This is a genomic window from Alkalicaulis satelles, assembly GCF_008630495.1.
Lineage (GTDB): Bacteria > Pseudomonadota > Alphaproteobacteria > Caulobacterales > Maricaulaceae > Oceanicaulis > Oceanicaulis satelles.
This window is the reverse complement of the sequence record NZ_VWOJ01000002.1, coordinates 88,831-107,007: the sequence shown is the minus strand read 5'-3', so window position 1 is coordinate 107,007 and position 18,177 is coordinate 88,831. Positions and strand designations below refer to the sequence as shown.

General features: G+C 66.4%; 19 protein-coding genes. 8 read left to right on the top strand and 11 right to left on the bottom strand.

What is annotated here, in order from left to right:
• Positions 1-4 precede the first annotated feature (4 nt).
• Positions 5-1,090, bottom strand: coding sequence for a DUF2855 family protein (locus F1654_RS06200; RefSeq protein ID WP_150022665.1), 1,086 nt, complete (start codon positions 1,088-1,090; stop codon positions 5-7).
• Positions 1,091-1,124: 34 nt separating this feature from the next.
• Complete coding sequence (gene ppk2, locus F1654_RS06195; RefSeq protein ID WP_150022664.1) at positions 1,125-1,880, bottom strand: polyphosphate kinase 2; 756 nt, start codon at positions 1,878-1,880, stop codon at positions 1,125-1,127.
• 75 nt (positions 1,881-1,955) lie between these two features.
• On the opposite strand from ppk2, the gene F1654_RS06190 reads away from it, so the two are divergent.
• Complete coding sequence (locus tag F1654_RS06190; RefSeq protein ID WP_199200483.1) at positions 1,956-3,365, top strand: DUF1254 domain-containing protein; 1,410 nt, start codon at positions 1,956-1,958, stop codon at positions 3,363-3,365.
• Here the strand turns inward: F1654_RS06190 and F1654_RS06185 are convergent.
• Complete coding sequence (locus F1654_RS06185) at positions 3,362-3,835, bottom strand: YbjN domain-containing protein (protein ID WP_150022662.1); 474 nt, start codon at positions 3,833-3,835, stop codon at positions 3,362-3,364. The genes F1654_RS06190 and F1654_RS06185 overlap by 4 nt on opposite strands.
• Positions 3,836-4,167: 332 nt before the next feature.
• Here F1654_RS06185 and F1654_RS06180 point away from each other — a divergent pair, with 332 nt between their 5' ends.
• Entirely contained in the window at positions 4,168-5,010 is an 843-nt protein-coding gene (locus F1654_RS06180) for an N-acetylmuramoyl-L-alanine amidase (protein ID WP_150022661.1), read from the top strand.
• Positions 5,011-5,030: 20 nt separating this feature from the next.
• Here F1654_RS06180 and F1654_RS06175 read toward each other — a convergent pair whose 3' ends face one another.
• Positions 5,031-5,435 (bottom strand): pilus assembly protein N-terminal domain-containing protein, encoded by a 405-nt coding sequence (locus F1654_RS06175; protein WP_199200482.1) that lies wholly within the window; start codon positions 5,433-5,435, stop codon positions 5,031-5,033.
• Between the two features lie 253 nt (positions 5,436-5,688).
• On the opposite strand from F1654_RS06175, the gene F1654_RS06170 reads away from it, so the two are divergent.
• Together F1654_RS06170 and F1654_RS06165 are read left to right on the top strand one after the other, a co-directional pair.
• Positions 5,689-5,862, top strand: coding sequence for a Flp family type IVb pilin (locus tag F1654_RS06170; RefSeq protein WP_150022659.1), 174 nt, complete (start codon positions 5,689-5,691; stop codon positions 5,860-5,862).
• 156 nt (positions 5,863-6,018) lie between these two features.
• Positions 6,019-6,522, top strand: a complete 504-nt coding sequence (locus tag F1654_RS06165; RefSeq protein ID WP_199200481.1) for an A24 family peptidase — start codon at positions 6,019-6,021, stop codon at positions 6,520-6,522.
• A 2-nt stretch (positions 6,523-6,524) separates the two neighbouring features.
• Here the strand turns inward: F1654_RS06165 and gloB are convergent, their stop codons facing one another.
• Positions 6,525-7,298: a hydroxyacylglutathione hydrolase gene (gloB, locus tag F1654_RS06160; protein ID WP_150022657.1), complete on the bottom strand. Its 774-nt coding sequence runs from the start codon at positions 7,296-7,298 to the stop codon at positions 6,525-6,527.
• Between the two features lie 108 nt (positions 7,299-7,406).
• Between gloB and F1654_RS06155 the strand changes: the two genes are divergently transcribed.
• Together F1654_RS06155 and hisC are read left to right on the top strand one after the other, a co-directional pair.
• Complete coding sequence (locus F1654_RS06155; protein ID WP_150022656.1) at positions 7,407-8,177, top strand: methyltransferase domain-containing protein; 771 nt, start codon at positions 7,407-7,409, stop codon at positions 8,175-8,177.
• The gene (gene hisC / locus F1654_RS06150) at positions 8,174-9,259 is read left to right on the top strand and encodes a histidinol-phosphate transaminase (RefSeq protein ID WP_150022655.1); all 1,086 of its coding nucleotides are present in this window, start codon (positions 8,174-8,176) and stop codon (positions 9,257-9,259) included. Before F1654_RS06155 ends, hisC begins: the two co-directional genes overlap by 4 nt.
• A 4-nt stretch (positions 9,260-9,263) precedes the next feature.
• Here hisC and F1654_RS06145 read toward each other — a convergent pair whose 3' ends face one another.
• Both F1654_RS06145 and F1654_RS06140 read right to left on the bottom strand, forming a co-directional pair.
• Positions 9,264-9,668 carry a hypothetical protein gene (locus F1654_RS06145; protein ID WP_150022654.1) on the bottom strand — a complete coding sequence of 135 codons (405 nt, stop codon included), beginning with the start codon at positions 9,666-9,668 and terminating at the stop codon, positions 9,264-9,266.
• A gap of 187 nt (positions 9,669-9,855) precedes the next feature.
• Positions 9,856-11,025: a phosphoserine transaminase gene (locus tag F1654_RS06140; protein WP_150022653.1), complete on the bottom strand. Its 1,170-nt coding sequence runs from the start codon at positions 11,023-11,025 to the stop codon at positions 9,856-9,858.
• A 169-nt stretch (positions 11,026-11,194) separates the two neighbouring features.
• Between F1654_RS06140 and F1654_RS06135 the strand changes: the two genes are divergently transcribed.
• Positions 11,195-12,103, top strand: a complete 909-nt coding sequence (locus tag F1654_RS06135; protein WP_150022652.1) for a DMT family transporter — start codon at positions 11,195-11,197, stop codon at positions 12,101-12,103.
• Positions 12,104-12,112: 9 nt separating this feature from the next.
• Here F1654_RS06135 and F1654_RS06130 read toward each other — a convergent pair whose 3' ends face one another.
• The 4 genes from F1654_RS06130 to F1654_RS06115 are packed head-to-tail and all read right to left on the bottom strand — an operon-like array spanning position 12,113 to position 15,496.
• Entirely contained in the window at positions 12,113-12,853 is a 741-nt protein-coding gene (locus F1654_RS06130) for an SDR family NAD(P)-dependent oxidoreductase (protein WP_150022651.1), read from the bottom strand.
• 9 nt (positions 12,854-12,862) lie between these two features.
• Entirely contained in the window at positions 12,863-13,795 is a 933-nt protein-coding gene (locus F1654_RS06125; RefSeq protein WP_150022650.1) for a phosphoglycerate dehydrogenase, read from the bottom strand.
• Between the two features lie 3 nt (positions 13,796-13,798).
• Positions 13,799-14,503 carry an acylneuraminate cytidylyltransferase family protein gene (locus F1654_RS06120; RefSeq protein ID WP_233205167.1) on the bottom strand — a complete coding sequence of 235 codons (705 nt, stop codon included), beginning with the start codon at positions 14,501-14,503 and terminating at the stop codon, positions 13,799-13,801.
• A 39-nt stretch (positions 14,504-14,542) separates the two neighbouring features.
• Positions 14,543-15,496 (bottom strand): glycosyltransferase, encoded by a 954-nt coding sequence (locus F1654_RS06115; protein ID WP_233205165.1) that lies wholly within the window; start codon positions 15,494-15,496, stop codon positions 14,543-14,545.
• Between the two features lie 285 nt (positions 15,497-15,781).
• Between F1654_RS06115 and F1654_RS06110 the strand changes: the two genes are divergently transcribed.
• Positions 15,782-18,172: a 6-hydroxymethylpterin diphosphokinase MptE-like protein gene (locus F1654_RS06110; protein WP_150022648.1), complete on the top strand. Its 2,391-nt coding sequence runs from the start codon at positions 15,782-15,784 to the stop codon at positions 18,170-18,172.
• The last annotated feature ends 5 nt before the right edge of the window (positions 18,173-18,177 follow it).

Sequence of the window (18,177 nt, the reverse complement as noted above, 5' to 3'; positions counted from 1 at the left end):
TCTGTCAGCGCTCTTGCGCCTCCACCACCAGCGCCTCGATGGCGGGCACGTCGCCCTTGACCAGCGCCTGATAGGCGCCCAGCGCCGCCGCGCCGCCTTTCAGCGTGCGCCAGGTGAGCAGATCATCTGCAGACTTGGCGAACGCCGTCCAGGCCCCGCCCTGGCGGCGCGCAAATTCTTCAGGCCCCCACTCGGCCATGCGCTCGCGGGCGTGATCGGGCGCGAAGAAGAAGACCGGCTTTGGACCGGGCAGGTCCGGGGCGGGCGCGCTGTCGTCCCAATGGGCGCCGCCGACGCGGATATTGCCCTTGAGCCCTTTGCCCAGATGGTCATGCAGCGCCCGGTTCACCTCCGCCGCCCCGGCGAAATCCACGATCAGGCGGGGCTCGGACGCATCAAGGCTGCCAATATCGTCATAGGCGATGACATGATCATAAAGCCCGCTCGCCTCCACGAACGCTGCATTGCGCGCCGAGGTCAGCGCTTCGATGCGCAAGGCCTCAGGCCGGTTGCGTCCCAGCAGGAAGGCCAGCGCCAGCGCGGTCTTGCTGGACGCGCTGGTGAGGATCACGGCCCTGGCGCCCAGACAGTTCTGGTCGCGCAGGAAGGCGTCGATCAGGAAGGAGGTCAGGAAGAGCGGCTGCAGCACCATCTGGGCGGGCTCGCGCGCGCGGTCATAGGCCGGATCGCCCGCGCAGCGCACATAGCGGTTATACACCGCCGGCAGGCCGGCCCGGTGAGGCGCGGCGTCGATGAAGCTCTCAGGGCGCAGCTTGCCGGGCGTCACGATCAGCTCGCTGGCGGCAGGCCAGTAGCCATAGACGCGCTCGCCTTCCTGCAGGCCGTCTGCCCGGCTCTCGCTCACCTGCGCAAAGCCCCAGACCGGCAGGCGCCCGCGCCCGTCCGCGCCGGGAAAGAAGCGCCAATACCCCATCGCCTCGCCAAAGGCGGCGTAGGTGATGTTGTTGGCGGTCAGCGCAAAGCTTTGGATGGTCAGGCGCGCCTCGCCGTCTTCCAGCGCCCGCGAGGGCTCCTCCACCATTTCGGCGCGGGTGATGTCGCTACGGTCAATGCTCAGCGCCCAGCTCATATGTGCTCTCCTTGGCGTTCCGGGTGAGGCCCGGTTAGTGATGCAGATGGTCTTGCGGCCGGTCGCCGGGCGACCATACCCGCAAGACGGACGGGTCCGGCGCGCCATAGCGTTCGGGTAGCTTTGGACATGGCACGGTCTGGAGTATGTCGCGGATGATGGCCAGGCGCGCGGTGCGCTTGTCGTCCGCCTTCACCACCCGCCAGGGGACGGCGTCTCCGGTGGCGGCCAGCATGGCGTTGCGGGCTTTGGAATAGGCGTCGAACTTCTCCAGCGCCACCGCGTCGATGGGCGAGGTCTTCCAGGTCTTGAGCGGATCGGTGCGCCGGGCTTCCAGACGGCGCGCCTGCTCGGCGCGGGAGATATCGAGATAGAATTTGAGAATGGTCAGCCCGTCATCGGTGAGGATGTGCTCGAACGGCCCCACATCGCGCATGAAGGCCTCGTGCTGGGCAGGTTTGCAGAAGCCCATCACCTTTTCCACCCCGGCCCGGTTGTACCAGGAGCGGTTGAACAGCACCATTTCCCCGCCAGCGGGCAAATGCGCGGCCCAGCGCTGGAAATACCAGCTGGTCCGGTCGCGCTCGGTGGGCACGCCCAGCGCCACCACCCGCGTTTCGCGCGGGGACTGGTGCTCGACAATGCGTTTGATCGCGCCGTCCTTGCCCGCCGCGTCGCGCCCTTCCAGGATCACCAGAAGCCGTGCGCCCGTGGCGATCAGATGGCGCTGCAGCGCCACCAGGCCGATCTGGAGCCGGGTCAGCTCGCGCTTGTAGGTCTTCTTGTCCATCACCGCGCAGACTGGGCCGGTGCGGCGCCCGTGTCGAGACTTGTGCGGTGCAGCCGGGCCGGTGAAGATGCAGCCATGCGATATCTCGGCCCTGTTCTCGTGACCCTGATCGTCCTGGCTGGCGCCGCAGCGGCGGGCTGGGTGGTGCTGACGCGCAATCCCGACGGCCTGTCCCTGCGCGATCTCGGGCAGACGGCGGGCGAGGCCTATGTGTTCGGCTATCCTCTGGTGCTGATGGAGGAAACGCGCGCGGTGATGCTGGCGCGCCTTGAAGCGGAGGGCGCGGTCGGGCCGGGCGCCGGCGGGATCAACACGCTGCATCACCGGCGCGACTTGCCCGGAGCCGAGGATGACTCGGTGGTGCGGCCCAATCTCGACACGCTCTACACCATCGCCTGGCTCGATCTGTCGATGGGTCCCGCCGTGCTGCGCTGGCCGGACATGGGTGATCGCTACTGGCTGTTGCAGGTGCTCGACGGCTGGACCGATGTGGCCGGCTCGCCCGGCTCGCGCACGGCCGGATCGGGGCCGGGCCTGGCCTTCATCACCGGACCGGGCTGGGACGGGCCGGGTCTGCCGGGCGCGGTGCATGTGCGCTCGTCCACGTCCATGGCCTGGCTGATCGGACGGATCGAGGTTGCGCCGGGTGAGGATTTTGCGCCTGTGCACGCGCTGCAGGACGCCATCTCGCTGACCGCCGCGCCGCCCTCGGGCGCTGTGCGCCCGGGCGATGCCGGCCAGCGCCCGCCGGATACGGTGGAGGCGTTGGCGGCGTACGATTACTTCACGCGGCTGGCCGCCCTGATGGCGCAGAACCCGGCGCGGGCGCAGGACGCGGAGATGACCGCGCGCCTGGCCGCATTGGGCGTGGACCCGCAGACCGGAGCGCTGGACTGGCGCGGGCATGGCCTGCTGGCGCGCCGGGTGATGGGGCGCGGCGTGGCGGTGGCGCGCGCCCGGCTGGCTGAAGCCGACCGCCAACCTCCCGGCCCGCAGGGCTGGCGCACGCTGACGCAAGGGCTGGGCGAATACGGCACGAATTACGCCCTGCGCGCCGGCGTGGCGCATATCGGGCTGGGCGCGAACCTGGCGGCGGATGCGATCTATCCCAACACCACGCGCGACAGCGCCGGGCGCCCGCTCACCGGCGATCATGTCTACACGCTGCGCTTTGAGCCCGGGGCGTGGCCGCCTGCGGACGCGTTCTGGTCGGTCACCCTTTACGATGCGCACGGCTTCCTGCCCCACGGTGTGGACGGGCGCCATGCCCTTGGGGACCGGGACGGGCTGGCGGCGGACGCGGACGGCGGACTGACACTCTGGATCGCGCCTGAACGCCCCGCGGATGCGCCTGATTCCAACTGGTTGCCTGCGCCTGCCGGCGCTCCCTTCGCCCTCACCGCACGCCTCTACGCGCCGCGCGAGGCGGCGTTATCGGGCGCGTGGATCATGCCGGGCGTGGAGCGGGGTCCGGCCTCGCGCTAGTCATGAGCCAGATCGCTCGCGATGGCCCTGGCCATGGTCACGGTGAGGCTCACCGAGGCGGCCAGCGAGGCCACCGTGGCGCCGCCATCGGTGATATCATACCGGCTGAAATAGACCGTATCGCCTTCAACCGTGGTTTTTACGGCGGCCCTGTCGATATTGATCTGGTTTACGGTGGCGGGGGTAAGGCCGGTCTCGTTCATATAAGTCACGATGGAGTGCAGGCCCTGGCAGCCCCGCTCATCGCACACGCTGGCGATCAGGAAATAGTTCAGCCCCTCATTGGTGCGCATTTCGGCGATATAGCCCCGCTCGCTTGCTCTGAGATCGCGGATGTCATGGGAGAGCGCGGCGGCGATGGCGCGCATATGGCTTTCGTCAAAGCGGGTGAAGCTTTCGTCCGAGCGGGCTTGGCCCTGACTGGCGAAGACGGCGCACGCCGCGAGGGCGCAAGCGAGGATGTATTTCATGACAGGCCCCTGAACCTTGATTTTGAAAGCAATTGAGGAAGGCTAACCCAAATCACACCGCGCCGTCATGGCCATTTCAGGGCGGGATTGGGCAAGAGGAAACGTGCGGCTCTTCCTATCCTCCCCCGCTTGCGGGGGAGGTGTCAGCAAAGCTGACGGAGGGGGGAAGCGGCATATGAAAGCTTGGGCCCGCACTTGCCCCCCTCGGCCCTTCGGGCCACTCCCCCCGCAAGCGGGGGAAGACAGAGCCGTCATGCAGCCCAATGAAGGTGCGCAGCCTGGTCAACGCACCAGCCATGGCGCGCAACAGATCGCTGGCTTAAAACGGCTTTATGATCCGGCTGGTCTTTGTTCTCATCACCGCCCTGACGGTGTTTGCGCTCGGCGCCTGCGCGTCCGGGCCGCGCATTGACACCCGCCATGCCAGCCCGGCCCATGACAGCCGGGTGCGCTATATCATCGTGCATTACACAGCGGTGGATTTCGAGGAATCGCTGCGGCTTCTGACCACCACAGGGGTGTCGAGCCATTATCTGATCGATCGCGATCCCGCGCGCATCCACCGGCTGGTCCCTGAACACCGGCGGGCGCGTCATGCGGGCGTCTCCAGCTGGCGCGGGGAGACCTATCTCAACACCGCCTCCATCGGGATCGAGATCGTCAACCGGGGCTATGACTGGGGCGCGCCGGACGAGTGGGAGCCCTATGACGAGGCGCAGATCGCCGCCGCCGCGTGGCTGATCGGTGATATCGCCCGGCGCCATGACATCGCCCCGCACCGCATTCTCGGCCATGCCGAGGTGTCGCCGGGGCGCAAGTCCGATCCCGGACCGCTGTTTCCCTGGCGGCGTCTGGCCTGGGCGGGGCTTGTGCCGTGGCCGGATGAAACCCGGCTGGAGGAGCTCAGCGCGCAGTATCAGGACGCCCTGCCGGATGCGGGCTGGCATCAGGCGCGCCTGCGCCGCCACGGGCTTGGCGTGGAGGTCACCAGCGTCTGGGATGACCAGACCCGTCATGCGCTGCAGGCGTTCCAGATGCGCTTTCGCCCGGCCCGCCATGACGGGGTGAGCGACGCCCAGACCGCCGCGCTGCTCGACCTGGTCACCAGTCCTGAAGGCCTGATGATCCGGGGAGCTGATGGCGTCTGGCGGCCTTATGACGCCCGGACGGGGTAGACGGAGCCGCTCAGCGGGGCTCAGCCGCCATTGAGGGAATTCCAGGCTTCATCATCGGCCAGCACCGGAATGGCCTGGCAGTCCGGCGCGCACACATAGCTGGCGCGCGCGGTGTTGCGGAACACCTGAACCACGCCCCGGTCATTGCCGCCGACCGCAAGATCAGCTGTGTAAAGCACCCGGCCCTCGGCGTTGAGCGCGATCAGATTGGTGCGCCCGAAGCGCTTGCCGGTGATGAAGATGGTGCGCGCGTCATAGAGATTGGCGTCGGCGATGGCCGGATTGCCCACCACAATCGCCGCCGCCTCGCCGGGCAGGCGGATCAGGGCGGCATGATCAGCAGGCACCCGGAAAGTCTGGGCTGCGGCTGGCGCAACCGCCATGGCGGCAAGGGCGATAACGGTGATGAGGGCGCGCAGGGCCATGTCGGCATCCTTGAGATTGGCGTTACGCCTTTCTCGCGCGCGCGGATGAAGGAAGTCTAAACGCGGGCCCATTCGGGGCGATTATGTTTACCGCGTGTAAACTATAAGTGCAGCGCAATGCGTTTACTGAAAATAAAGCATGGAATTTTACCGCCCCTCAATCGTCTTCGTGTTTACTGCGCTTACGTTCAGAGCGGGTCGGGACGGACTTGAGACTCTGGGCTGGGAAAAAAGAGCAAACGGAGTGGATGGGATGAAAACCCTGGTTTCGAAATTCTTCAAGGACGAGTCCGGCGCCACGGCCATTGAATATGGCCTGATCGCCGCCCTGATCGCCGTGGCGATCATCGTGGTGGTCGGCCTGGTCGGCGAGAACTTGGAAGACACCTTCCAGAGCGTCGCGGACGGCCTCAGCGGCGCTGAGTAGCAAGCCGCTAGCGTTAAGCGCTGCTGCGTAAAGAAAGCCGTCCCCGAAAGGGGGCGGCTTTTCTGCGTCCAGCCCCGAGCCCTTGTCCCATTGGCGAAGCCTTAATCCTGATGCGTTATGAAAGCGGTCAGTGACGCACTGCCGGGAGCCACGCTCATGACCGCCCAGATCCTTCTTCTCGCTCTCGCCGGGCTGATGCTGGCGGCGGCCTGGACGGACGCCACGCGCTTTTTGATCCCCAACTGGATTTCAGGCGCGTTGATCGTGCTGTGGATTCCGGCCGCCTTTGCGCTGGGCTATGGCTGGACCGGGGCGGGGCTCGCCCTTTTGACCGGGTTTGCGGTGCTGGCTGCAGGCCTGGCGCTGTGGGCGCCGGGCTGGCTGGGAGGGGGCGATGTGAAGCTGCTGGCCGCCGGGGCGCTATGGTTCGGCTGGCCGGACGCGGTGGCGTTTCTGGTCTGGTCCATGCTGGCGGGCGGGGTGCTGGCCGTGGCGCTGGTGCTGGCCCGGCGCATTGCGCCCACCATCCCGCAAATGGCCGGACGCCTGACCGGCACGGCCCTGGCGCCGGGCGCGCCTGCGCCCTACGGCATCGCCATCGCTGCGGGCGCGCTGATCGCCCTGCCGCGCAGCCAGATATTCATGGCGCTTGGCCTCTAGTTTCAGCCTTTAAAGCTGTCCTTGGCTGCGCGCACCGCGCCATAGACCTGCCAGTCCGGCGCGGTCTCCAGGCCGAAGCGCGAACGCAAGACTGCATCCTCCCAGCGCAGGAACGGATTGGCCGCGATCTCGCGCGCCATCGTGGTGGGCACGGTGGGCTCGCCGCGCGCACGCTTGCGTTCCACCTCTTCGGCATAGGCTGTCAGCGCCTCATTGCCCGGATCGACGCTCAAGGCAAAGCGGGCGTTGGCGGCGGTGTATTCGTGGGCGCAATAGATGACCGTGTCCGGGGGCAGGGCGCGCAGGCGCGCCAGCCCGGCCTGGGCCTGCTCAGGCGTACCTTCAAACAACCGCCCGCAGCCCAGCGCGAACAGCGCATCGCCGACAAACGCCGCGCCCTCGCTTTCAAACCAGTAGGCGATATGGCCCAGCGTGTGGCCGCCCACATCAATCACCTCGGCCTCCAGCGCGCCCAGCCTGACCCGGTCGCCCGGTTTCACGGGATGATCCACATGGCCGATCTGCCTGACTTCCTCAGCCGGGGCGGTGATGCGTGCGCCATTGGCTGCGCGAATGGTGTCATTGCCGCCGGCATGGTCCCAGTGGTGATGGGTGTTCCAGATCTCTGTCAGCCGCCAGCCCGCAGCGCGGGCTTCTTCCAGGATGCGGGCGGGCTCGGGCGTGTCGATGGCCGCGCACGCGCCGGTCTGGCTGCAGCGGATGAGGAAGCCGTAATTGTCCTCAAGGCAGGCAAATTGCCGGATCTCCAGCGCCATGGCGCGTCCTCTTTCGTCTGTCTGCGTGTGTCAGCGTCGTGCCGCGGACCCTGTCCCGGGCCGGTCAAGGAGCCTATCATCCCCCCGGCAAGCAAGGCGAGGGCGCCCATGCGTACAGATGCGCTGGAAATCGACCGTTTCTACCGCTCCGTCCGGGGCCGGGCCGCGCGCGATATGGCGCTGCGCCGCCTGACCGCGCTGTGGCCGCAGGCCAAGGGCCTGGACGTGCTGGGCTATGGTTATGCCGGGGCGTATCTGGAGCCCTACCGGGACGAGGCCCGGCGCACGGTGGCCTATATGCCTGCCGCTCAAGGCGCGGTGGTCTGGCCCAGGGGCGAGGCGTCGCTCACCGCGCTGGGCGCCGAGGCGCGCCTGCCGTTCGGCGATGCGATGTTCGACCGGGTGGTGCTGGCCCATGCGCTGGAGGAGGCCGATGATCTGCGCCGTCTCTTGCGCGAGCTGTGGCGCGTGACCGCGCCGGAAGGGCGCATCGTGGTGATCGCGCCCCATCGCGGCGGGCTGTGGGCGCGCGCTGAATCCACCCCGTTCGGCCATGGCCGCCCGTTCTCGCGCCGTCAGTTGTCGGATCTGCTCACCGGCGCCCTTTTCGAGCCGGTGGCCTGGTCGCGCGCGCTCTATGCCCCGCCCTGGCGCTGGACCTGCGGGCCGAAGCTCGCCCCGGCGCTGGAAAGCGCAGGCGAGCGCGCCGCGCCGGCCTTTGGCGGGCTGATCCTGGCCGAGGCCATCAAGCATGTGGGCGCGGTCCATCCCGGCGGCGCAGCCCAGCGCGTCCGGCGCAAGGTGCTTGAAGGCGCCGTTCGCCCCGCGCTATCTCCCAGCCAGACCCCGCCCCAGCCTTCAGGAAAAGACCCGTCATGACCCTTCAGCCCCGCCCCGGCCTTATGGACATCAAGCCTTATGTGCCCGGCGCGGCTGCCCCGGCGGGGGCGGTGAAGCTGTCCTCCAATGAAAACGCGCTGGGCTGCAGCCCGAAAGCGGCCGAGGCGTTCCGCGCGGCGGCGGACAAGCTGCATGTCTATCCCGATGGCGGCGCCACGCGCCTGCGCCAGGCGATCGCTGAGGCCGAGGACGTGGATGCGGACCGGATCGTGTGCGGGGCGGGCTCGGACGAGCTGTTGCAGCTGATCGGGCGGGCCTATCTGGCGCCCGATGATGTGGTGGTGCAGAGCCAGTACGGCTTTCTGGTCTACCGGCTGGTGGCCATGCAGTCGGGCGCGCGCTGTGTCAGCGCGCCTGAGCGCAACTATACCACCGATGTGGATGCGATGATCGAGGCGGCCAGGGACGGGGCGCGCATTGTCTTCCTGGCCAATCCCAATAATCCCACCGGCACCTGGATCAGCGGGGCCGAGGTGCGCCGCCTGCGCGAGGGCCTGGCTGACGACGTGTTGCTGGTGCTCGACGGCGCCTATGCCGAATATGTGGATGCGCCCGGCTGGGAGAACCCGCTGAAGCTCGCCGACGATTACGGCAATGTGGCGGTGACCCGCACGTTTTCAAAAATCCATGGCCTGGCCGGCCTGCGGCTCGGCTGGATGTACGGGCCCAAAGCGGTTGTGGACGTGATCCACCGGGTGCGCGGGCCCTTCAATGTCAATCTGCCGGCCATCGAGGCGGGGGTGGCGGCGATTGGCGACAGGGAGTTCGTTGCCCGCTCCAAGGCCCATAATGATCAATGGCTGGCCTATCTGGCCCAGCAGCTGGGCGGGCTCGGCTTCGAGGTCACGCCCTCGGTGTGCAATTTCGTACTGGTCCATTTCCCTGATGAGCCCGGCCGCAGCGCCGCCGATGCGGACCGCTTCCTGACCGAACACGGCCTCGTCGTGCGCGCCCTGGCGCCCTATGGCCTGCCCCATGCGCTGCGCATCACGGTGGGGACCGAAGCCGACAACCGCGCGGTGGTGGCGGCGCTGGCTGCGTTCGCAGGCCGTTCACGCTGAGTCTTCAGTTGTCGCGCGCGTAGCCCTGGACCTCGAATACGCCGCCCCTTTCCTGGCGGCGCACCCCTAAAAAGCTGACCGCCGCACCATCCTCGCTGGCGCGCAGGATGAAGTCCCGGAAGGCCTGCCGGCGCATCTCCCAGAGCAATTCGCAGCTGGCGTCGGTGAACTCGTTGTCGCTGATGCTGGCCTGCTGGGTGCACGCCCGGTTGGAGGCATGAGCGCCTGCGCCTGTGTAAATGAAGCTGATCATGTCCCAGGACTGGTCTTCCGAGATGAAGCGGCCGCCCTCCACGCATCTTACGAAGACGGAGAACAATCCGGTCTGTCCCAGCACCACGCGGCGGCATTCGCCCATGCCGTAAACGGTGTCAGGCTCTGGCGCCGGCTCCTGTGGAATCATGCGCATGACCTGCGGCGTTGTTCTCGGAACATTGGCCGTTGCAGGCTCGTCAGCATGCGCTGCTACAGGCGCTGAGAGGCTTACAAGCAGACAGCTGGCGGCCAGGACTGAAGCCTGTTTCATGACATCTTCCCCTTGTATTGGAGGGGCAATATAATCCGGACTGGACTTTGATAACAAAAATGCACGCCGATCAGGCGATCCCCAGCTCTTCAAGCGCGCTCTCATACGCCCAGTCGAGCCAGGGGCCCAAGGCGGAGACATCATCAGTGTCCACCGTCGGTCCGCACCAGATGCGCAGGCCCGCAGGCGCTTTGGGGTGGGGGATGACGTCGAAGGCGGCCTCCTCGCGCTCGAGAAGCACGCCCATGCGCCGCGACACGCTCCAGCGCTCGGCCTCGCTCAAACCTGCCAGCGCCTCGCCGGTGAAGGTCAGGGTGACCGAGGTGGTGGAGCGCACGGACGGGTCCTCAGCCAGGAAGCCGATCCAGGGCGCGCTCTCCGTCCAGGCGGCCAGCGCGGCGAAATTGGCCTCGGTGCGCGCGATCAGCGCTTCGGCCCCGCCCTCGCGCGCGGCCCATTTGAGGGCGTCGAGATAATCCTCCACACACATCAAGGAGGGCGTGTTGATGGTGGAGCCCGCATAGATGGCCGCATCTTCAGCGCCCGCCTCGAACCATTGCAGCAGGCGCGGCACGGGCCAGGACGGGCGGTGCTCGCGCAGGCGCTGGCGCGCGCGCGGCGACAGGATCGCCACCCCGTGCTGGGCCTCGCCGCCCAGGCATTTCTGCCAGCTGAACGTGGTCACATCCAGCTTGTCCCAGGGCAGATCCATCGCGAAAGCCGCCGAGGTGGCGTCGCAAATGGTCAGCCCCTCGCGGTCACCAGCGATCCAGTCCGCGTCCGGGATGCGCACGCCCGCCGCCGTGGCGTTCCAGGTGAAGACCAGATCATGGGCCGGGTTGGCGCGGCCATAGTCCGGCGCCTGGCCATAGGGCGCTTCGTGGACGCTGAGCCCTTCAGGCTTGAGCTCGTCGCGCAGATCGATCAGCCAGCGACGCCCGAATTCGTCACAGGAAAACACGTCCACCGGGCGCGCCCCGGTCAGCGACCACAGCGCCCCCTCCATTGCTCCGGTGTCGGAGGCGGGCACGATCATCACCTTGTAATCGGACGGGATATCCAGAACAGCGCCAGTGCGCTCGATGGCTTCGGCCAGGCGCGCCTTGGGCACGCCGCCGCGATGGGTGCGCCCCAGCGGCGCGGCGGCAAGCGCACCCCACTCCCAGCCTGGACGCTTCTTGGTCGGCCCGCACGAAAAACGCGGATCGGACGGGCGAAGGCTGGGTTTGGGACGGGCCATGGCGATTCCCTTCTGGCGGCAGGCTTGAGGCTTCTCGCCTAGGCTTTTGCGCGCGCAGCGTCAAACGCTTGTGATGCGCCCGGCTTGACGGGCGGGGTCCTTGAGCCTAACCGCCTGACGCCATGATCCTCCCCCCGCCCTCCTGTCTCACTGCCGGACCGTTTCAGCCATGACCCCTGACAAACCGGGACTTAAAGGCTGGGGCGGGCTGGCCACGCTGGCGCTGCTATGGGGCGGGGCGTTCGCCTTCATCACGGTGGGGGTGGAGACGCTGCCGCCATCGCTGGTGGCGTTCGGGCGACTGGCGCTGGCCGCTGTGGTGCTGACCGTCTGGGCCGGACTGCAGCGCCGATATCTGCCGCCCCTGGGCGACCGGCGCTGGCTGTGGTTTGCAGGGCTGGGCCTGTTCGGCAATACGCTGCCCTTCACCCTGATCGCCATCGGCCAGCAGACCGTGCCGTCGGGCGTGGCGGGCATCCTGATGGGCATGACGCCGCTGGCCATCATCATGGCGGCCCATTTCGTCCTGCCGGGCGAGCGCATCAATGCCTGGAAGGCGGCGGGTTTCCTGATCGGGTTTTCCGGCATCGTGCTGCTGACCGGGCCGTCAGCGCTGGCGGGCATGCTGGAGACCGATTTTCTCGCCCAGATGCTGATCTTCGCGGCCACGCTGGCCTATGCGGCCAACGCCATCATGTATCAGCGCATGCCCGAGACCGCCCCGATCATCGTGGCCGCAGGGTCGCTGATCTGCGCCAGCGTGCTGGCTGCGCCGCTGGTGATCTGGGATCTGGCCGCCGGGGCGCCCATCGCGCCGAGTTTCGCCTCCATCCTGGCCGTGATCGCGCTGGGCCTTCTGCCCACGGCGCTGGCGACCATTGTCTATATGGGAATCGCCCGCAAAGTCGGTGCGGCCTTTATCGCGCTGATCAATTACGCCGTGCCGGTGGTGGCCGCCCTGATCGGGCTGATGCTGGGCGAGGCGCTGGGCCTGACCGCCTGGCTGGCGCTGGGGGTGATCCTTCTGGGCATTTTCATCGCCCGGCAGGGCTCCAAGCCGCGCAAGCGAGCAGATTAGCGCCGCCGTCTATACCGGATCGTGCAGGCGCGAGAGCACGCCGCCATCAAGATAGAAAGTGGTTCCCGTGGCGAACGCCGCGCCCGGCGAGGCCAGGAACACCGCCGCCTGCGCCGCCTCTTCCGGCGCGCCGATCCGGTTCAGCGGATGGCAGGCCTCCAGCTCCTGGAACGCGGCCTCGCGCCCTTCGAACCCGGCCATCAGCATGGGGGTTGAGATCGCGGCTGGCGCCAGGCAGGTCACCCGCACCCGCGCGCCCAGATCCACCGCCAGCGCCCGGGTCAAACCGTGCAGGGCGGCCTTGGAGGTGGCGTAGGCGGCGAATTCCGGCTTGGTGGCCTGAGCGTGGACGCTGCCGATATTGATCACGCACCCGCGCGCCGCCTCCAGCTCGGGCAGGAAGGTCTGCACCAGGCGGAAGGGCGCGGTGAGATTGACGTTCATGGTGCGCCGCCAGGCGTCCATGGAGAGGCCCTCCACAGGCGCCAGGATCTGGGCGGCGGCGTTGTTGACGAGAGCGTAGAGCTGCGCGCCTTCCAGCGCGTCGCGCACAGTGGCGGCGAAGCGGGCGAGGGCGGCGTCATCTTCGGCCATGGCGTTGAGATCGGCCTCCACGAAGGCGTCGCAGATATCGTCCCCGGCGCGCTGGCGCCCGGTCCCGATCACCCGGTAGCCCGCCGCCCGGAAAGCCTGGCCCAGCGCGGCGCCGATGCCGCCGGAAATGCCGGTGATGAGCGCCGCGCGGGTCATGGCCGGTCCTTACTTGACGCCGAGAAAGCCGAACAGGTGCTCGATGGCCTGCAGGCTGACGCGGCGCACCGCGTCCTCGGTGTTGGAGGCGTTGTGGGAGCCGAAAATGCACCGCTCATAGCCGCGCAAGGGGCTGTCGGGCGCCAGCGGCTCGATCTCGAACACGTCCAGCGCAGCCGAATGAATCCGGCCCGAGGCGAGACCGTCGAGCAGGGCGGTTTCCTTGACCACCGGACCCCGGCCCACATTGACGAGGCGCACGCCGGGCTTCACCCGGGCCAGCACGTCCTCATTGAACATGTGATGGGTGTGGGGGTTGAGCGGAGCGGTGAAGACCAGGAAATCGGCCTCCTCAACGCCTTCGGGCCAGGGTTTGTGCTCCACCTCATGGCCGTCCAGCGGGCGGAAGGCGGGATCATAGGCGATGATGCGCATCTCGGCGGCCAGAAGGCGCAGGGCGGTGCAGCGCCCGATATCGCCAAAGCCGATGATCGCGGCTGTGCGGCCGGCCAGCGAGATGCCGCGCGGCTTGGGCCAGATCTTGTTGATGCGGATTTCCCGGTCGATCAGATAGCTCTCGCGCGCCAGTCCGTTGACGTAATTGACCGCCAGATCGGCGACCTCGCGGCCAAACACGCCCGGCGTGTTCACCGCGGGCAGGTTCAGGCGCTTGGCGGCGGTGAAGTCCACATTGTCGACGCCGACGCCCCATTTCACGATGGCCTTGAGTTTGCCCGCCGCACCAGCCTCCAGCACCCGGGCGCTGGCCGGGTCATCGCCGATGATCCAGCCGTCAAAGCCGGGCAGAAGCGCGATCAGCTCGTCTTCAGACAGGGTCTGGACGACCTTGGCCGCCTCCAGCTCCACATTGCGCTGCGCGAAAATGGGGCGGAATTCATCAATCATGCCCAGCATGGGCGGGCAGGTGACCAGAACGCGCATGGATCAGCTTCCTTTGCGGGCGTTGTAGAGCGCGACCGCCTCGGCCAGGGCCCACTGGTCGGCGTCGTCGATATCGATGGATTCCAGCGCCGGGGTCACATACATGGCCGGGCGCTTGCCGATGCGGGCGTTGGTGGCTGCAAAGCTCTCGCGATTGAACAAATAGAGATTGGAGTTTTCCTCAAACCACGGCTCCAGATCCTGGGTGCGGATCAGATTGTCCGGGTCATGGTTCACCGGGCTCATGTCCTCACGGTAGAAGCGGGTCTGGATTCGGTTGACCGCAAACAGGCTGTCGGCCTCGCCAGCTTTCACCGTGGCGTGATACCGGGCCAGCGCCCCGCGCATGGCGTCCGCCGACAGGAGCGGATTGGTGGTGTGGGTCATGAGATAGGCGTCAGAGGCGACATTGGCCACGTCATCGCCCAGCACCAGATTCATGGAGACGAAATCGCCGCAAATCTCCGGCTTGCGGTCGCGGATCATCACCCGGCCATCGCTATCACCGTCCTTCAGGCCCTTCTCGGCCAGAATTTCGCGCGCATCGGTATTGATCACTACCCGGTCGATCTCCTCCATGCTCAGAAGCGTGTCGAGGATCCAGCGAAACAGCGGCTTGCCGGCGAACTCACGGAAGTTCTTCGACGTGACGCGCGCGGAATGAGCCTTCATGGGCAGAAGGGCGACGAGCTTGAACGGCTCGGACATGAATGAGTCTCCAGTGATGACAGAGCGCGATGACGGGCGTCAGCGCGGATAGAAATACCGGTCCTTGCGGCGCTGGGACAGCTTGCGGTGATTATTATTGCCCTGATAGCTGCCCCAGTACTGGTTGAAGCGGAACATGACGATATTGCCCGCCTCTTTCCAGAACACGCGCTGGTCCAGCGCCTCGCCCCAGTCGTGCATGATCCCGGCCAGGGTGTAGCGCACGAAATCGCCAAAGCCGACATGAACCTCGGGCATGATGTCCTGCAGGGCCACCGCCTCGCGCTCATAGCGCGTCTTGACCTTGGACCAGCTCTCTTCGTGGATGTGGATCACCGGGGCGTCGGCCACATAACCGATCTTCATCCCGTCAGCGACCAGCTGCTTGGCCAGCGCCATGTCTTCCAGCCCGGTGACGGTTTCGTCGAAAGGATGCGATTTCCAGACCGATGTGAGGATCGCAGAGTTGGCGTTGTTGCAGAAGAAATCGTCTTGCGGAATGTGGGAGCAATCGGGGAAATATTTGCGGAACAGCTGCTCTTCAGAAAATTTCGTGATGCCAGGCTTGCCCATCTGGCGGCCATAGGTGTAGGCGCACACGCCTTCGTCCAGCGGCTTGACCAGATTGTGCAGCCAGCGCTCCCCGGACGGTATGCAATGACCGGAGATGAACACCAGAAACCGTCCGATGGCCGCCTCGCAGCCCATATTGAGCGACCGGCCGAACGTGAATTCGCTTTTCTTGATATGGGTGATCCTGCAGCCATGGGCTTCAGCGATCTTCAGCGTGTCGTCCGTGGAGCCTGAATCCACGATCACGACTTCATAGCTGTAGGGTTCCGGGTTCTGCGCTGCCACCGCTTTCAGCGCGTCACCCAGCCACTTGCCCTCATTATAGGTGCGGATGACGATGGAGGCGTCCACCGCAGCGGCCTGTGCGTCCGGCTGGGGTGGCGGGCCGGCTTCTGGCGCGTCTTTTGGATGATATGTCACTATGCCTCCCCCCGAACGCGATCGTGTCATGACTATCCCTGTCACACGGGACCGTTACCACCGCCGCATCTCAAGCGTCCATGCCAGTTCGCGGAAGCTTTACCTTAATCGACTTCCCCATGCCTTGTGGCGTGTATATCGGCGAGGCGGATGATCTTCAACGCCCAGTATGCGGCGTACACAGCTCGTCTTGACGCTTTGGGTTGAGAATGCGCTAGGCTGGTTTCGCAACAGGGGTGAGTCTGGCGGGGCGGCGCATGATCGTAGGCGGAGCTTGGCGTACACATGGCGAATGACACAGAGCGGGCTCTCGAGCTTGAATGCCAGACATTGCTGGCCGGGTCGCCCTACCGCTCGCCAATCTTTCTGCCGACAGACAAGATCGCCTTGCCGGACAAGGTGCGCGGCCTGCGCCATGTGGCCCGCATATGCAGCCAGGATCTCGATGCGGTTTACCGTCCGCGCCTGCGCGCCCTGCGCGAGCAATTCAAGGGGCGCACGCGCTGCTTCCTGATCGGCAACGGCCCCAGCCTGAATGAAACCGATCTGTCTGTTCTCAAAGACGAAGTGACGTTCGCTGTGAACGGCTTCTTCCTCAAGGCGCGCGAGCTGGACTGGACGCCCACATTTTATCTGGTTGAAGATCATCTGGTGGCCGAGGACCGGGCCGAAGAGATCCGGGCCTTCAAGGGTCCGGTCAAACTCTTTCCGGCCTATCTGGGCTATGTGTTCGAGCCCTGTGAAGATACGATTTTCTACAATCATCAGCCCCGCAAAAGCTATCCTCACGGCTTTGACTTCTCCATGGAGGCCGACCGGATCACCTATACCGGCTGCACGGTCACCTTCTCCATGATGCAGATTGCAGCCTGGCTCGGCTTTGAGGAGATTTACCTGGTTGGCGTGGACGCCAGCTATGTCATCCCCGACGACGCGCAAGAGAGCAAGGATTACGGCGTCGGGGTGCTGGACATGAAATCCGACGATCCCAATCACTTCCACCCGGATTATTTCGGCAAGGGTTATCGCTGGCACGACCCCCAGGTGGACAAGATGATCGAGGCCTATGGCGAAGCGCGCCGCGCGCTCACCGGCACGGGCCAGATGATCTATAACGCCGGGATTGGCGGCCAGCTCGATGTGTTCGAGCGCCGCCGCTTCCACGATCTGTTTCCTCATGCGCGCAAGCCTGAAGAGATGCGCGCCGCACAGTCCGGGCCGGCTTATCCGCGGCTTCTGGTGCTGGACATGACCGCTTCAGGCAATGGCACCGCCACGGGCGAGATCAAGTCCAACCTGCTGGCCGGCTGGCCGGCGGACCGCCTCCTGCAGATCGCCCGCCACAGCTGGGATGGTTTGGCTCTGGTGCGTCCTGACGGGGCCGGCGGGTGGGCGCAATCGGTATGCGGCCAAGACGATGCCCGCCAGGCGGCGCAGGCGTTTGAGCCGGACGCCGTGCTCTACCGCCCCGTGCCCGATGTGCCCTGGCTGCATGGTCTGGCCATGGAGTTGCTCCACGCGCTGGGCAAGCCGGTCATCGCCTGGATGATGGATGACTGGCCCAGCGATCTGGCTGGCCGTGATCGCGACCAGTGGCTCGCACTGGAGCCGGACCTGCTCCGGCTGCTGACGCACGCCCAGGCGCGCCTGTCGATCTGCGAAGCCATGTCTGCGAATTTCGAGGCGCGGTATAATGCCCCTTTCACGGCGCTTGCCAACGGCGTGCGCCCCCGGGACTGGCCAGCGCGCGCGCCTCATGAAGGGCGGCGCCTGCGCATCCGCTATGCAGGCGGTCTCGCCGCCAACATGCAGCGCGCCAGCGTCCTGCAAGTAGCGCGCGTCGTGGAAAAGCTGGGCCAGGCCGGTCATCCGGTGACGCTGGAGATCAACACCAAGCCGTGGTGTTTGCGGGAGACCGCTCAAGACTATGCGCGGTTTGCTCACACCCGCCTCACCGCTGAAAACCGTTCGCCCGAGGCTTATCGCGACTGGATGCAGCGGGCGGACGCCACCTTGATCGCCTATAATTTCGACGCGGCGTCCTTGCGCTATGTGCGCTATTCCATGGCCAACAAGCTGCCGGAATGCCTTGCCTCAGGGGCGGTGTTGCTGGCGCACGGACCGCAGGAGGCCGCCACGATCGATTACCTCAAGCGTCATGACCTGGGCGTGGTGATTGATCACGAGAGCGAAGAGGCGCTGGAAGCGGCGATCCTTGAGCTGATGGACGATCCCCGGCGCCGTCAGGCCCTGGCGGATGAAGCGCGCGCCTTCGCCTTCGAGCATCATGATCTCGATGCACTGCACGAGGCCCTGCGCGCGTGTGTGGCTGAAGCGGCCCGGTCGCGAAAGGGCGGCCTGCCTGAAGCTTTCCAGCTTTACGAACTCCCGCCGCCCTCATTGCCGGCCCAGGCTGCGCCCGTGCAGACAGCGCAGGCGCAGGACATTCTGGAGGCCGCAGCCGGCCAATCGGGCGAAATGCTGCTGGGCGTGCTGCTGGCTGAGCTTCTCCTGCGTCCCGAGGCGACGCGGGCGCGCCTGTGTGAGGATGTCAGCCTCATGGAGCAGGTGGATTCGGCCTTGGATTCGCGGCCCGAAGACGACAGGCTGCGCGCCCATTTGCTCGCCCGGCTAAGGGCTGGTGAGGAAGCGGGCGGCCAATTGCGTCTGGCCTGACCGGA

What these genes read in the sequence shown, in the direction of transcription:
- F1654_RS06145 (WP_150022654.1), bottom strand. Translation starts at nt 9,668, where the DNA reads ATGCGCATGATTCCACAGGAGCCGGCGCCAGAGCCTGACACCGTTTAC.
- F1654_RS06180 (WP_150022661.1), top strand. Translation starts at nt 4,168, where the DNA reads ATGATCCGGCTGGTCTTTGTTCTCATCACCGCCCTGACGGTGTTTGCG.
- F1654_RS06170 (WP_150022659.1), top strand. Translation starts at nt 5,689, where the DNA reads ATGAAAACCCTGGTTTCGAAATTCTTCAAGGACGAGTCCGGCGCCACG.
- F1654_RS06120 (WP_233205167.1), bottom strand. Translation starts at nt 14,503, where the DNA reads ATGTCCGAGCCGTTCAAGCTCGTCGCCCTTCTGCCCATGAAGGCTCAT.
- F1654_RS06185 (WP_150022662.1), bottom strand. Translation starts at nt 3,835, where the DNA reads ATGAAATACATCCTCGCTTGCGCCCTCGCGGCGTGCGCCGTCTTCGCC.
- F1654_RS06165 (WP_199200481.1), top strand. Translation starts at nt 6,019, where the DNA reads ATGACCGCCCAGATCCTTCTTCTCGCTCTCGCCGGGCTGATGCTGGCG.
- gloB (WP_150022657.1), bottom strand. Translation starts at nt 7,298, where the DNA reads ATGGCGCTGGAGATCCGGCAATTTGCCTGCCTTGAGGACAATTACGGC.
- F1654_RS06200 (WP_150022665.1), bottom strand. Translation starts at nt 1,090, where the DNA reads ATGAGCTGGGCGCTGAGCATTGACCGTAGCGACATCACCCGCGCCGAA.
- F1654_RS06140 (WP_150022653.1), bottom strand. Translation starts at nt 11,025, where the DNA reads ATGGCCCGTCCCAAACCCAGCCTTCGCCCGTCCGATCCGCGTTTTTCG.
- F1654_RS06110 (WP_150022648.1), top strand. Translation starts at nt 15,782, where the DNA reads ATGGCGAATGACACAGAGCGGGCTCTCGAGCTTGAATGCCAGACATTG.
- F1654_RS06155 (WP_150022656.1), top strand. Translation starts at nt 7,407, where the DNA reads ATGCGTACAGATGCGCTGGAAATCGACCGTTTCTACCGCTCCGTCCGG.
- F1654_RS06130 (WP_150022651.1), bottom strand. Translation starts at nt 12,853, where the DNA reads ATGACCCGCGCGGCGCTCATCACCGGCATTTCCGGCGGCATCGGCGCC.
- F1654_RS06135 (WP_150022652.1), top strand. Translation starts at nt 11,195, where the DNA reads ATGACCCCTGACAAACCGGGACTTAAAGGCTGGGGCGGGCTGGCCACG.
- hisC (WP_150022655.1), top strand. Translation starts at nt 8,174, where the DNA reads ATGACCCTTCAGCCCCGCCCCGGCCTTATGGACATCAAGCCTTATGTG.
- F1654_RS06175 (WP_199200482.1), bottom strand. Translation starts at nt 5,435, where the DNA reads ATGGCCCTGCGCGCCCTCATCACCGTTATCGCCCTTGCCGCCATGGCG.
- F1654_RS06190 (WP_199200483.1), top strand. Translation starts at nt 1,956, where the DNA reads ATGCGATATCTCGGCCCTGTTCTCGTGACCCTGATCGTCCTGGCTGGC.
- ppk2 (WP_150022664.1), bottom strand. Translation starts at nt 1,880, where the DNA reads ATGGACAAGAAGACCTACAAGCGCGAGCTGACCCGGCTCCAGATCGGC.
- F1654_RS06125 (WP_150022650.1), bottom strand. Translation starts at nt 13,795, where the DNA reads ATGCGCGTTCTGGTCACCTGCCCGCCCATGCTGGGCATGATTGATGAA.